This window comes from Arthrobacter cryoconiti (genome assembly GCF_020905375.1).
Lineage (GTDB): Bacteria > Actinomycetota > Actinomycetes > Actinomycetales > Micrococcaceae > Specibacter > Specibacter cryoconiti.
This window is the reverse complement of the sequence record NZ_JAJJBU010000003.1, coordinates 330,307-343,974: the sequence shown is the minus strand read 5'-3', so window position 1 is coordinate 343,974 and position 13,668 is coordinate 330,307. Positions and strand designations below refer to the sequence as shown.

The 13,668-nt window shown below is 59.6% G+C and carries 11 protein-coding genes; 9 read left to right on the top strand and 2 right to left on the bottom strand.

What is annotated here, in order from left to right; translation table 11 throughout:
* Positions 1-30: 30 nt before the first annotated feature.
* The 7 genes from LOH53_RS01770 to LOH53_RS01740 all read left to right on the top strand — a co-directional run bounded on the left by LOH53_RS01770 (position 31) and on the right by LOH53_RS01740 (position 7,545).
* Positions 31-414 carry a YbjQ family protein gene (locus LOH53_RS01770; RefSeq protein ID WP_230065991.1) on the top strand — a complete coding sequence of 128 codons (384 nt, stop codon included), beginning with the start codon at positions 31-33 and terminating at the stop codon, positions 412-414.
* A gap of 182 nt (positions 415-596) precedes the next feature.
* Positions 597-1,202 (top strand): TetR/AcrR family transcriptional regulator, encoded by a 606-nt coding sequence (locus LOH53_RS01765; RefSeq protein ID WP_230065990.1) that lies wholly within the window; start codon positions 597-599, stop codon positions 1,200-1,202.
* A 104-nt stretch (positions 1,203-1,306) separates the two neighbouring features.
* Complete coding sequence (locus tag LOH53_RS01760; protein ID WP_230065989.1) at positions 1,307-3,970, top strand: MMPL family transporter; 2,664 nt, start codon at positions 1,307-1,309, stop codon at positions 3,968-3,970.
* A gap of 107 nt (positions 3,971-4,077) precedes the next feature.
* The gene (locus tag LOH53_RS01755; RefSeq protein WP_230065988.1) at positions 4,078-4,689 is read left to right on the top strand and encodes a Maf family protein; all 612 of its coding nucleotides are present in this window, start codon (positions 4,078-4,080) and stop codon (positions 4,687-4,689) included.
* A 137-nt stretch (positions 4,690-4,826) separates the two neighbouring features.
* Positions 4,827-5,321: a hypothetical protein gene (locus tag LOH53_RS01750; protein WP_230065987.1), complete on the top strand. Its 495-nt coding sequence runs from the start codon at positions 4,827-4,829 to the stop codon at positions 5,319-5,321.
* The gene (locus LOH53_RS01745) at positions 5,318-5,626 is read left to right on the top strand and encodes a winged helix-turn-helix domain-containing protein (RefSeq protein ID WP_230065986.1); all 309 of its coding nucleotides are present in this window, start codon (positions 5,318-5,320) and stop codon (positions 5,624-5,626) included. Before LOH53_RS01750 ends, LOH53_RS01745 begins: the two co-directional genes overlap by 4 nt.
* 116 nt (positions 5,627-5,742) lie before the next feature.
* A complete protein-coding gene (locus LOH53_RS01740; protein WP_230065985.1) occupies positions 5,743-7,545 on the top strand; it encodes an acetyl/propionyl/methylcrotonyl-CoA carboxylase subunit alpha in 1,803 nt (600 codons plus the stop codon).
* 54 nt (positions 7,546-7,599) lie between these two features.
* Here the strand turns inward: LOH53_RS01740 and LOH53_RS01735 are convergent, their stop codons facing one another.
* Both LOH53_RS01735 and LOH53_RS01730 read right to left on the bottom strand, forming a co-directional pair.
* A complete protein-coding gene (locus LOH53_RS01735; protein ID WP_230065984.1) occupies positions 7,600-9,009 on the bottom strand; it encodes an MFS transporter in 1,410 nt (469 codons plus the stop codon).
* Positions 9,010-9,162: 153 nt separating this feature from the next.
* The gene (locus LOH53_RS01730; protein ID WP_326832723.1) at positions 9,163-10,590 is read right to left on the bottom strand and encodes an NAD(P)H-quinone dehydrogenase; all 1,428 of its coding nucleotides are present in this window, start codon (positions 10,588-10,590) and stop codon (positions 9,163-9,165) included.
* 126 nt (positions 10,591-10,716) lie between these two features.
* Here LOH53_RS01730 and LOH53_RS01725 point away from each other — a divergent pair, with 126 nt between their 5' ends.
* The gene (locus tag LOH53_RS01725; RefSeq protein WP_376992036.1) at positions 10,717-11,520 is read left to right on the top strand and encodes a purine-nucleoside phosphorylase; all 804 of its coding nucleotides are present in this window, start codon (positions 10,717-10,719) and stop codon (positions 11,518-11,520) included.
* 191 nt (positions 11,521-11,711) lie between these two features.
* Positions 11,712-13,571 carry a phospho-sugar mutase gene (locus LOH53_RS01720; protein ID WP_230066224.1) on the top strand — a complete coding sequence of 620 codons (1,860 nt, stop codon included), beginning with the start codon at positions 11,712-11,714 and terminating at the stop codon, positions 13,569-13,571.
* Positions 13,572-13,668: the final 97 nt, after the last annotated feature.

The window sequence follows — 13,668 nt, the reverse complement described above, 5'->3', positions numbered from 1 at the left end:
CTTGCTGCCGACCACGCGAAAGGTGTCCAAATGATCATCGTGACAACTAATGACCTTCCCGGCTACAAGATAGACGCCATCTTTGGTGAAGTAATGGGCTTGACTGTACGATCACGCCACATTGGCGCCCAGTTCACTGCCAGCTTCCGTGCCCTAGGTGGCGGTGAATTGCCAGAGATGACGAAGGCGCTTTATGAAAGCCGACAAGAAGTAGTGGCACGGATGGTGGCCGAAGGACAGGCCAAAGGCGCGAACGCAATTATCGCTGCACGCTTCGATACCTCGGAGATGGGCGGCAACTGGACCGAAGTGTGCGCCTACGGCACGGCTGTCTACGCCATCCCATTAGCCGAAGGGGAAAGCGGCGCTACCGGGCAGTCCGCTTACCTGGCTGCCAACCCACAAGCACAATAAGCCTTTATGCGGCGTTAATAGCCGCATAAATCCTAGAGGTATGCCATGCGCTCAGCGTGGTAAGACAACAAGAAGGTTGAAGTGCTTGCTTAGCACTTCAACCTTCTTGTTTGCATTGAGTGCAAACTTGCACTTAGTGTAGACACATGACGTTTTCCAACCCTCCCCCTGCGAGTTCCCTCATGAGCACGCCAGTGGGCCGTCGCGAGTTGAACAAGGCCGCGAATCGTGAAGCCATCGCGGGGGCCGCATTGGCTTTTCTGCGTAATCGCGCACTGAACGAGTTCACGGTGGATGATGTCGCCGCTGAGGCGGGAGTCTCCAGGCGAACATTTTTCAACTATTTTTCATCCGTGGAAGCAGCCGTCGCCAGTTTCACACAAGATTATCTGGACAGCGTGATTACCGCGCTAGAAGCCCGGCCAGTTGATGAACCCATCCTCGAATCAGCCCAATTGGCTCTGGCTGATGTAGGTAGCCCTCACGACCTCGCCGTCTTAGCAGAAACTTTTGCTCTCACGCAGGATCCTGCACTTGGCCGATTCCAGCTTCAGGCCTGGGATGAATGCACAGTGAAAATCGCGGATGTGGCTCGGCGTCGTCTGCCCCAGGGCACAGATGAGCTGTATATCAACGCCATGGTGGGCGCCGTCGTCGGAGCTGGCCGCGCGGCCATCGTTGTGTGGCACGAGCGGAACGGCACGGACACCTCCCCGACATCTTTGGCACAGCTGCGCGAGCTCTTGGCCACAGCAATAGCTCTGATTCGCAACGGCTTCCAGTCTTGAAATCGTCCCACTTCACTCCTGCTGCCTCGACGACAGCTCTTGCTTTCAATAATTTTGTCCCAGTTACACTGCTCCGGCACTGAATACACCTCTAAGGACGCATCATGGCACTTTGGCTTTATCGACTTGGCCGGTTCTCGGCACACCGCGCATGGCTGGTGATCTGCGCTTGGATACTCATTATTGGAATGGTGGGTGGCGCCGCGGTGCTCTTCATGGGCACCATGAGCAACAACTTCCAGATCCCTGGCACGGAAACCCAACAGATGGCGGACAAGCTCAAGGCTGACCTGCCGGAAGCTTCCGGCGGATCAGGGTCAGTGGTGTTCACCAGCACCAACGGCCAAGCGTTCACCCCGGCACAGGAAACAGTTATTTCTGCTGTGCTGGTCACTGCCACGAGCGTGCCCACGGTCAAGGGCGTAGTTGACCCATTCACCACTACGGCCATGCTGGCGGACGCTCAGAAAAAACTGGCCGACGGCACCACGGCTTTGACAGCGGGTGAGGCACAGCTGGCGGATGCCAAGAAAACACTCGACGCATCAGCTGCTCAACTAGCTGATGGACAGAGCAAAATCACTGCCGGACAGGCTCAGCTGGACGCCCAGAAGGCTTCGATGTCAGCACTTCCCGCAGGATCCGCCCAGGCGTCCGCCGCCGCAGCCCAACTCGCTGGCGCACAGTCACAGATTGACGCCCAGCAGGCAGCCATTGAAGCTGGAAAAACGCAGCTCGCTCAGGGGCAAAGCAAATACGATGCATCCGCCAAGGAACTAGCCGCGAAAAAAGCCGAACTGGTCACGGGGCAGCGTTCCGCTGAAGCCGCTTCCGGATTGCGCTTCGTCTCAGAGAACGGCAAGGCCGCTGTTGGCCAAGTACAGTTCAGCGAATCCATGAACGCTGTGACCCCGGCTAATCGTCAGCTTCTTCAAGACAAGTTGAACACGCTCTCCTCCAGCGGTGTCAGCGTGCACTACAGCAAGGAAATCACCGAAGACGTTTCCGCACTATTCGGTATTTCCGAGGTTCTCGGAATCGCCGTCGCTGCCGCCGTGCTCATCATTATGCTGGGAACCTTGCTGGCCGCGGGGCTCCCGCTCCTCATGGCGGTTGTCGGTGTAGGTATCGGAGTGGGCGGCACACTAGCTTTGAGTGGCGCCATTGAAATGTCTTCCATCTCCCCCATGTTGGCTCTCATGCTGGGCCTTGCCGTGGGCATCGATTATTCGTTGTTCATTGTGAACCGGCACCGCCAGCAGCTCGTAGCTGGCATGGAAATGCGCGAATCCATTGCCAAGGCAACCGGAACATCTGGCAACGCGGTGCTCTTCGCCGGGCTGACAGTCGTCATCGCTTTGGCGGCACTGTCCGTGACGGGCCTGCCCTTCCTCTCCATCCTGGGCTTGGCCGCGGCTGCCACGGTAGCGGTAGCAGTGCTCATTGCCTTGACCCTAACCCCGGCGCTGCTCTCCTTGATGGGTCGGCGTGTTATCTCCAAGCGCGGTTGGGCTCGTAGTGAGAAGCTTCGTCAGCAGCACACGGCAGAGGACGCTGGACTCTCAACGGAAGATATTGCCCAAATAGTCAAGTCCAAGGACATTGCCCGCAGTGCCCGTGGTTGGGGTGGCCTTGTTACCAAGCACCCCGTCATCTCCCTCGTTACCGCCGTGGTGGCCCTAGGCATCATCGCCATCCCGGCCAGCGGTCTGCGCCTTGCCCTGCCCGACGGCGGCTCGGAGCCAGTGGATTCCAGCGCCTATCAGGCATACAGCATCACAGGAGCCAACTTCGGCGAAGGGATGAACGGACCCATCATCGTCGTAGGCGCACTTCCGGCCGGTCTGGATAAGGCAAGCGCCACAGCGCTGAACTTGGACGTAGCCGATCAGTTGCGTCAGGTCCCCAATGTTAAGGCTGCCGTCCCGGTTACTGTCAGCAAGGACTTCAAAACAGCCGTCTACCAGGTCATCCCTGACGAGGGGCCAGCCAGCGCCAGCACGGTCCAAGTGGTCCACGATCTCCGGGCAGAGGGAACTACCATCAAGGCCGACCATGGTGTCACGATCGGTTTGACCGGACAAACAGCAGCCAACGTCGATGTTTCCTCCAAGCTGGGCGAGGCTCTCCCGCCCTACCTGGCAATCGTCGTCGGGCTGTCATTGCTCCTGCTCATCCTGGTGTTCCGTTCCATCCTGGTTCCCATCTTGGCAACGGCCGGTTTCCTCCTTTCGCTGGTTGCGGCATTTGGTGGAGTAGTAGCTGTGTATCAGTGGGGCTGGTTGGGTGGCATCTTTGATGTGGCCAACCCAAGTGCCGTGCTGAGTTTCTTGCCTATTATTTTGATTGGTGTTTTGTTTGGTCTGGCTATGGACTACCAGGTGTTCATTGCCTCCGGTATGCGTGAGGCATTCGTCCACGGCCAGGACGCCAAGCAGGCAGTGCGCAGCGGCTTCAAACATGCTGCACCCGTTGTCACCGCAGCAGCAATCATCATGACCAGTGTGTTTTCTGGATTCATTTTCTCCCATCTGACCATGGTGCGTCCGCTCGGATTCGCCTTGGCGTTCGGGGTGCTCATAGATGCATTTGTGGTCCGCATGACAATCATCCCCGCAGCCATGCACTTGTTGGGCAAATCCGCTTGGTGGATCCCCGAATGGTTGAACAAAATACTCCCTGATGTGGATGTGGAGGGAGCAAAGCTAGTGGGTTTGAACCCCGCTGAAGCTGCGGAGACCGAACTGGAACCTGCCGACGCCAGATAAGTCCGGCAGTTCTCTACAGCACCTCAAAAGGGCGAGGCTGCCAATGTTTCGCGTAAACATTGGCAGCCTCGCCTATTTGCGCCTCGATGGCCGTTTAGGCTGTAATCATGACTCCAGAGCTTGTACTTGCCTCAGCTTCGCCCGCCCGCACTAAATTACTCAACGACGCCGGAATTCGTCACAGGGTCCAGGTTTCGGACGTCGATGAGGATGCCGCCACGGCAGCCGCTGGGCCACTCTCCCCCGCCCAGACAGCCCTACTCCTTGCCCAGGCCAAAGCCGAATCCGTTGCTGCCACCGTAGTTTCTGGCCTAGTTCTTGGTTGCGATTCCGTGTTTGAGATCGACGGACAGCCCTACGGCAAACCCTGGGAGCCGGAAGTGGCCCGCGCGAGGTGGCGGCAAATGAGTGGTAAATCTGGAATTCTCCACACCGGTCACTGGCTTATTTCCATGCACGACGGCGCTGGCGGCGTTGCGCAGGGAGAGGTCACCAGCGCCGTGGTTCATTTTGAGGAGGTCTCCGAAGCGGAGATCGACGCGTACGTCACAACGGGAGAACCTCTGCAGGTGGCCGGAGCGTTCACGATTGATGGCTTGGCGGGCGCCTTCATTGCTGGCATTGAAGGCGATCCACACACAGTAGTGGGCCTATCCATTTCAACGTTGCGCCGCCTACTGGTCTCCGTGGGCGTACCCATCACCGACTTATGGAAATGACACTTTCCGCCTGCGCCTAACCCCCCACGAATCTTACGCAGGGTGCACTATGTGCAAAACTCGTGGTGGGTAACGCGCAGGCGCGAAGTCGAGCAGGCGCCGCCAACACTTGACGTATTGGAAAGTACTTTCGTATAGTGGATCTAGTCCTGCAGTTCACCACAGTGCCCCCACCAGAGAGCGACGCCATGGAGCAACCACACGCCACACTTTCCGCAGCGGAAGCGCAAGAACTTCTGGCCAAGGCTCAAGGTATTGCCTCCACAGCAACCAAAGCCGCTGCGTGGCCCGCCGCCATGGTGTTCACCAGTTTGGCCATCCTTGGTTCACTACTCATGATCGGCCTAGAGATCGTGGCCCACACCGGATACGGCGCGCCACTGCTCGCCTCATCAGTGGGTCTTTGGGCCGTCATCAGCTCATTCACGTGGCCATTGATGCAACGCACCACCAAGGCAGGCTTCTCCAAGCGTTTTCTAACCTCACTCGCGGCCTATATGGTCCTCTACGTCGTAGCTCTTCTCGTGGCATTTATCGCGTTCCCCCACGGCAATCCGGTCTACTATGTGAGCGCCGCGATCGTTTTGGCCGGCGTCGGACTGGCAGCAGCGTTCCGAGAGCTACGCGCATGAGCGAGCCCACAGCCCACCATCCACGGCATGAACTCAGCGAAGTCCTGCACCAGCCGGTCCGATTCTCGATCGCAGCCGCACTGGCCCACACGGAGACTATGGACTTCAAGGACCTGCGCAATACCCTTCAGGTCAGCGATTCAGTTCTCAGCAAACAGTTGTCGTTGCTGGAGAAAGCAAAGATCATTGACATCAAAAAGGCGTTCGTCGGCAAATTCCCGCGGACGTCAGTGAAAATGACGCAGGAGGGCCGTTCAGCATGGAATCACCATTTGGACACACTGCGAAAGATTGCCGGCGAATAAACAACTTTTGTGGATAACCAACAAAAAGCAGCCGCTTTACACGCACAAACACCATGATGCGTGAGCTAAACCCTCACAATCACGCTAGGCTCACTTGAGAATAGAAGGAGTCTCGTGTGACCAACTCACAGTCCGCTGGTGCAAACCATTTCAGCAAAGTCCTGATCGCCAACCGCGGTGAAATCGCCGTTCGCGTGATCCGCGCGGCCCGCGACGAGGGCATTGCCTCCGTGGCTGTGTATGCCGAGCCCGACCGGGAAGCCTTGCATGTGCGCATGGCCGACGAAGCCTTTGCGCTCGGCGGTCAAACTGCTGCCGAATCTTATCTCGATATGGACAAAGTACTGGACGCCGCGATTGCCTCCGGAGCAGACGCCATCCACCCCGGCTATGGCTTTTTGTCCGAAAACGCAGAGTTCGCACAAAAGGTGATCGACGCCGGGCTGGTCTGGATTGGTCCTTCCCCGGCTGCGATAGCCGCACTGGGAGATAAAGTTCAGGCACGGCACATTGCAAAGAAGGTCGGGGCGCCGCTGGTTCCAGGGACCAAGGACCCGGTGCAATCCACACAGGAAGTCCTTGACTTCGCCGACACACACGGCCTTCCGTTGGCCATCAAGGCCGCTTACGGTGGCGGTGGACGTGGCATCAAGGTGGTGCGCACGCGTGCGGAAATCCCTGAACTGTATGAGTCAGCTGTCCGCGAAGCCGTTGCCGCTTTTGGCCGCGGCGAGTGCTTCGTGGAACGCTTCCTCGATGCCCCCCGCCACGTTGAGACTCAGTGTCTGGCAGACGCAGCGGGCAATGTCGTGGTGGTTTCCACCCGTGACTGCTCCCTGCAGCGCCGCAACCAGAAACTGGTTGAGGAAGCTCCTGCTCCTTTCCTGACGGCAGAACAGAACAAGAGCCTCTACGAGTCGTCAAAGGCGATCCTGAAGGAAGCCAAATACTTAGGCGCCGGGACCTGCGAATTTCTTGTGGGCGCCGACGGCGTCATCTCCTTCCTGGAAGTCAATACACGCTTGCAGGTGGAGCACACGGTCTCTGAAGAGGTGACCGGGATCGACTTGGTCCGTGAACAGTTCCGATTGGCCCGCGGTGAAGACATTGGTTACGACGACCCACAAGTCCGTGGCCACTCTTTTGAGTTCCGCATCAACGGCGAAGACGCGGGCCGTGGCTTCATGCCCGCACCTGGCACAGTGACCACCCTGACCCTCCCCACAGGCCCCGGCGTGCGCGTGGACTCGGGCATCACGGCCGGCGAAGTCATTGGCGGAAATTTCGACTCCATGCTGGCCAAACTAATCGTTACCGGCGCCACCCGCGAGCAAGCACTCCAGCGCGCTAGCCGGGCCTTGGCGGAAATGCAGATCGAGGGTATGCCCACCGTGCTGCCGTTCCACCGCGCTGTGGTGGTGGACCACGCATTTGCCCCCGCCAAGGGGATGCCGTTCACCACGCACACGCGTTGGATCGAGACGGAGTTCAACAACACCATTCCGGCCTTCGAGCACGCCAGCGTTACTGATGCCCCGGACGACGTCGGCGCTCGCCAAAGTGTGACCGTTGAGGTAGGCGGCAAACGCCTTGAAGTGACGCTCCCATCATCATTTGCGCTCACCACAGCTTCACGGTCGGCGGGGACAAAGAAAGCGAAGAAGCCCGGGCGCAACCGCAGCTCCGGACCCACGGCTGCCAACGGCAATGCCTTGCTCTCCCCCATGCAGGGCACCATCGTGAAGGTGGCAGTAGCCGACGGGGACGTCGTTGCCGAGGGCGATCTGCTCGTGGTCCTAGAGGCCATGAAGATGGAACAACCGCTGACGGCTCACCGCGCTGGCACCGTCACAGGTCTGACCGCGGCCGCCGGAGACACAGTCTCCGGCGGTGCCATCTTGGCTACCATCGAAGACTGACACCCGGCCCGTATCACCTAACGGACCCCACGTGACGAGATCAACCCAGCTCGCTTAGCTGACGTTGGAGGTGTAGTCCAGGTCGCGGGTCTCTTTCATGATGAGCAGTGCTATGAGCGTCAGCACTGCCATCACTGATAGGTAAACACCCACCAGGACGGGGCTGCCACCCGCAGTTTGCCAGAGCGCGACGGCAATAAACGGCGCCACGGCCGCTCCTAAGATGCTGGCCATGTTGTAGCTGATCGCGGAACCTGTGTAGCGCACATTTGTGGGGAACAGTTCCGGCAGCAGCGCCCCCATCGGTCCAAACGTCAAACCCATCAGCGTGAATCCGATGATCAACAACGTCATGACCCCGACCATTCCGGCGCCAAAGAGCGGTACGAAGAACAGTCCGAACACGATGATCCCGCAGGTGACCCACAGCAGCGTCTTGCGTCGCCCATACTTTTCTGCCAACGGACCCGAGACAAGTGTGAAGACGCCAAAAAAGAGAACACCAATGATCAACATGATCAAAAAGTCGTTGCGACTATAGCCCAAACCTGCCACCCAGGCGTCAATGGAGGCGGCATCCATGGGCTTGCCGGCAGCCGTGGCCTTCGCCTTTGCGGCCTCAATGGTGGCCGGCGCCGTCCCATAGGACAGGGTGAACGTGGTCATGAGGTAGAACAGCACGTATGTGGCCAGCATGACGAACGTGCCAAGAATCAGCGGGCGCCAACTACTTGAAAAGACCCTGCCCACGGGAAGCTTTGAGACTTCGCCTTGGTCGATCACCTTTTGGAAGGCAGGGGTTTCGACGAGTTTGAGCCGGACATAGAGCCCTACTATCACCATGATGGCGCTGAGCAGGAACGGAATTCGCCAACCCCACGCGCTAAATTGGGCCGACGTCAATCCGAAACTCAATCCCAGAAAGAGTGCGTTGGCCAAGATGAAGCCGATGGGTGCACCCAGTTGTGGGAACGTCCCCCAGATGGCACGTTTCCCTTCGGGTGCATTCTCGGTGGCCAGCAAGGCAGCACCGCTCCATTCACCGCCAAGAGCCAAGCCTTGCAGGAAGCGCATCACTACCAGCAACGCTGGTGCCCAGAATATCCACCCCGGCACAAGCGCTGTCGGCAGGGCGCCAATCAAGAAAGTGGCAACACCCATGGTCAGCAAGGAAGCCACCAGGGTGCCTTTGCGGCCCACCCTGTCACCAAAGTGACCGAAGACTATTGAGCCGAGGGGCCGGGCAATAAAGGCCACCCCAAAGATGGCGAAGGAGCTTAGCAGCGCCGTGGTGCCACCCGCGTTAGGGAAGAACAACGCCGGGAAAACCAGGACGGCTGCTGTGGCATAGACATAAAAGTCGTAAAACTCGATGGTGGTGCCGATCAGGCTGGCAACGATCACCCGCCCGCGTGTGTTCTCTTTAGGTGCGCTGACCGCGTCAAGGGTCTGTGGTTTGCTCATGTCCTGGGCTTTCTCTTTTGCCCCGGGCGAAGTTGGTAAACCGGTACCGGGCACAGGTGTTCGGTGATGAATCACAACCGTAGCCAGTGCCATCACGCATCAATGAATCAGCGCCACTATGTGGACAAGCAGTGGTTTTGACTCCGCGCAGAACTACATGTGCACGTGCAGGCGGCGCGCCGCTTCGGAGATCGATCCGGATAGGGACGGGTACACGGTGAAGGTGTTTGCGACGTCGTCGACGTGAAGTTTTTGGGTCACGGCCAGGGCAATCGGGAAGATCAGCTCGCAGGCACCGGCCCCCACCACCACTCCACCGATGACGGTGCCCGATCCCTTACGAGCAATGATCTTGATAAAGCCATCATTGACGTTGCGCATCTTGGCCCGAGCATTGGTCTGCAAGGAAAGCTTGACCACGTCACCCTGGTATTTGCCGGAGGCGAGATCCGCTTCAGAAACACCCACCGACGCAATCTCCGGTGAAGTGAAAATATTTGAGGAAACCTGCATCAATTTCAGCGGACGCACGCCGTCCCCACCGAGGTGAGCCACTGCGATTCGCCCCTGCATGGCAGCGACCGATGCTAACGCAAACACACCCGTGCAGTCACCGGCGGCGTAGACGTTGGGCGCACTGGTGCGCGAGACGCCGTCGACCTTAATGTGGCCGGTGGCGGTCAATTCCACCCCAGCCGCCTCGAGGCCGATCCCGGACGTGTTGGGAATGGAGCCAACACACACTAGACAGTGCGTGCCCGTGACCTTGCTGCCATCCCCCAAAGTCACCACGACGCCGTCGTCCGTGCGCTCCACGGCCTCGGCGCGTGAGCGGGAGAGCACGCGCAACCCGCGGCGTTCAAAAACGTTCTCCAAGACGGCAGCCGCATCAGAATCCTCCCCCGGAAGCACCTGCTCCCGGCTAGAAATCAGTGTGACCTTTGAGCCAAGACCGTTGAACGCGGAAGCAAACTCGGCACCCGTGACTCCGGAGCCCACCACTATCAATTCCTCGGGGAGTTCTTCCAAATTGTAAATCTGGGTCCAGTTCAGGATCCGTTCACCGTCAGGGCGCGCTGTCGCCAGCTCGCGAGGGTGGGCCCCGACACAGACCAGGATGGCGTCGGCTTTGACAATCTCCGTGGTTTCCCCTCGGTCCACCTCGATCGTGCGAGAGTCGAGCAGCTTGCCCGTGCCGATCACAATCTCCACGCCCACGGCTTCTAATCCGCGCCGAATGTCAGTGGACTGTTCTTTTGCCAAGCGGATGACGCGCTCGTTGATGAGTTTCAAATCCGCACGGATGGCTGCCTTGGGATCGCCGTCGTCGGCATTGAAGCTCACGCCCAGCTCCGTGGAATCTACGCTGCGATTCATGGCCTCGGCCGTAGCGATGAGCGTCTTAGAAGGAACGACGTCGGTGAGTACGGCGGCACCACCAACCCCGTTGCGTTCCACGATTGTCACTTTGGCACCCATGGATGCCGCGACCATGGCCGCTTCATAACCGCCAGGGCCACCGCCCAAGATGGCCAGGCTAGGAACGGCAAAGGGCTTGAATGTATCTTGATCGCTGGTCACAGTTCTTCATTCTCGCTTATCCACGGCCGGTCATCAACTTGACGCCAGGTCCAGGCCACACCCCGCCGGTACATGTTCGCACAGCCCGTAAGCCGGTATGTTTGATCCGTGAACACTCCAGAGACGATTTCCCACGACGATCCCACCCAACTGGCCCTCGACGCGGCCAGCTATATTACCAGCGCCACCGGCGTCCCAACCCATGACCTCGCCGTCGTACTGGGTTCGGGATGGGGTGAGGCGGCCGGACTTATTGGCGAGGTGACCGCCACCCTCAATGCCGCCGACGTCCCCGGCTTCCGCGCACCGGCGGTCGTAGGACATGTGGGCACTCTCACCTCTATCCGGACTCCTGACGGGCGGAACGTCTTGGTGCTAGGCGCCCGGACCCACTTCTACGAAGGCAAGGGCGTCCGCGCCGTGGTCCATGGAGTCCGCACGGCAGCGGCTACCGGAGCCAAGATCCTTGTCCTCACCAACGGCTGCGGCGGGCTCAACGAAGCCTGGGCGCCCGGCACACCCGTGCTAATCAGTGACCACATTAACCTCACAGCCACTTCGCCGTTAGAGGGCGCCACGTTTGTGGATCTGACAGATCTTTACTCTTCCCGCCTGCGCGCCGTGGCCCGCGAAGTCGACCCTTCCCTCGATGAAGGCGTGTACGCACAGTTCACGGGACCGCACTATGAAACACCGGCGGAAGTACAGTATGCCAAGCGGATCGGTGCCGATCTGGTGGGAATGTCCACGGCGCTGGAGGCCATCGCCGCACGTGCCGCCGGCATGGAGGTGTTCGGCGTCTCTCTCGTCACGAACCTGGCGGCTGGCATCAGCCCTGTCCCGCTGAGCCACGCCGAGGTCATCGAAGCCGGCCAGGCCGCCGGACCCCGCATTTCGCGCTTACTCGCGGACATCATCGCCAAGATGTAGCCTTCAGGACTGTTAAGAAGCGCCCCGTGTTTGCGCGGCCTTCGTCGCATTGCAGGGAGGGCCCTCGCTGCGCCGCTGCGGGCCTGCGGGGGGAAACTGCCGACAGACTGCTGCGTACTTAGGCGCTCTGCGGTTAGATTAGTCTGGTGAACCATTCTTCCGAATCCAGGACCGAGCCCACCCTCCCACCCGTGAGTGCAGGCATTGCCAACGCCGCCACGCAGTGGGCGCAGAACGATCCCGACCCTGCCACGGCTGCGCAATTGCAGGATTTGCTCCGGCTTTCCGCGACGGACTCTGCCGCCGCCGCAGAACTGGCCGACAGCTTTGCGGGAAACTTGCAGTTCGGCACGGCAGGGCTGCGAGCTGCCATGGGTCCTGGCCCCAACAGGATGAACCGAACCGTAGTCCGACGCGCCGCGGCGGGGGTTGCAGCGCACCTTCTGCGCCTTGCCGTCACGGCCGAGGACGGCAATGGCCCCCGGAGCAGTGGAGAAGCGGGGCGTCCGGATCTCTCTGAAGGCCTTGCGGATTCTGAGGGATCTGGAAGGTCTCATCAAGAACCCGCGGCGGCTCAATATACGCCTCGCGCTGTGGTCGGCTTCGATGCTCGGCACAATTCAGAGAATTTCGCCACAGAGACGGCCGCGATTTTCACCGCTGCAGGAATTGAGACGTTCCTCCTACCCTCGCCTCTTCCGACGCCGGTCCTGGCCTATGCCGTCCGTGCCCTTGGCTGCGAGGCCGGCGTTATGGTCACGGCGAGCCACAACCCGGCGAAGGACAATGGCTACAAAGTCTATTTGGGTAACCGAGCTGTAGCTCCGCAAGCTCGTGGAGTACAAATCGTGGCACCCCATGATGCGGGCATCGCCGCGCATATTGCAGGCGTGTCAGCCACTGCACAGGCGGGAGACACCTCTAACATTCCCATGGCCAGCTCCGGCTGGAGTGTTCCTGATGACTCCCTGCTTCAAGGCTACATAAGCGCTGTCTCAGCGCTTGTGGATGTGGACAGCTTCCCGGAGCGGGAGCTTCGAATTGTCCATACCTCGATGCACGGGGTCGGCAATGACACAGCACTGGCAGTGCTCAATAAAGCTGGCTTCACAGATGTCCACACGGTCGCCAAGCAGGCTGCTCCGGACCCGGATTTCCCCACAGTCCCCTTCCCCAACCCAGAAGAACCAGGCGCTTTGGATCTGGCTTTTGAGCTGGCCCACGAGGTGGGGGCAGACATTGTGCTGGCCAATGATCCTGATGCAGACAGGGCCGCCGTGGGCGCCGTCGACCCCGCTACTGGAAAATGGCACAAGTTCCACGGGGACGAAGTGGGCGCTCTACTGGGTGCGCATCTGGCGCGTCGTGGTGGACGGGCGGAACGAGTGGAAGGTGCCATGGGAAGCACAGTCCCCGTTTTTGCCAACTCAATCGTCTCCTCTCGCTTGCTTGCACGCATCGCCGCTGGGGCAGGCTACCGCCACCAAGAGACACTCACCGGTTTCAAATGGATTTCCCGAGTACCCGGGCTAACGTTTGGCTATGAGGAAGCACTGGGCTACTGCGTGGCACCGGAGGTGGTCCGTGACAAAGACGGCATGTCCGCCGGTTTGCTCATCGCCGAGATGGCAGCTGCGCTCAAAGCTGAAGGGCGAACTCTCTTCGACGTCCTTGACGAGCTGGCCCTGGCACACGGGCTTCATGCGAGCGGACAAATCAGCATCCGCGTCAACGACCTCGATGACCTCAAGAGAATGATGAGCAAATTACGGGATCAGCCCCCCGTTGCCTTTGCTGGTTCAGCTGTGGTCCTGAGCACCGATCTTTCCCTCGGCACACCACAGCTTCCAGCCACGGACGGGCTGCTATACATAACCCATGATGACTCCCGTGTCATTGTCCGTCCCAGCGGCACCGAGCCCAAGCTCAAATGCTACTTGGAGGTCATTGTGCCGGTGTCGGAAAAGGGTCGAATCAATGAAGCCCGCAGCGACGCCTCCCGCGCATTGTCCGCCGTGGGAGCAGACATCAAAGCCGCGTTGGGCGTTTAACCGCACACAGGTAGAGGCGCGCCGGAGCTTCTTTACTTGGGCGCCTCGTCAGCTGTCCCACCGGCTGGCACTTTCAGCAGGGCACTAGCGTGCGGCT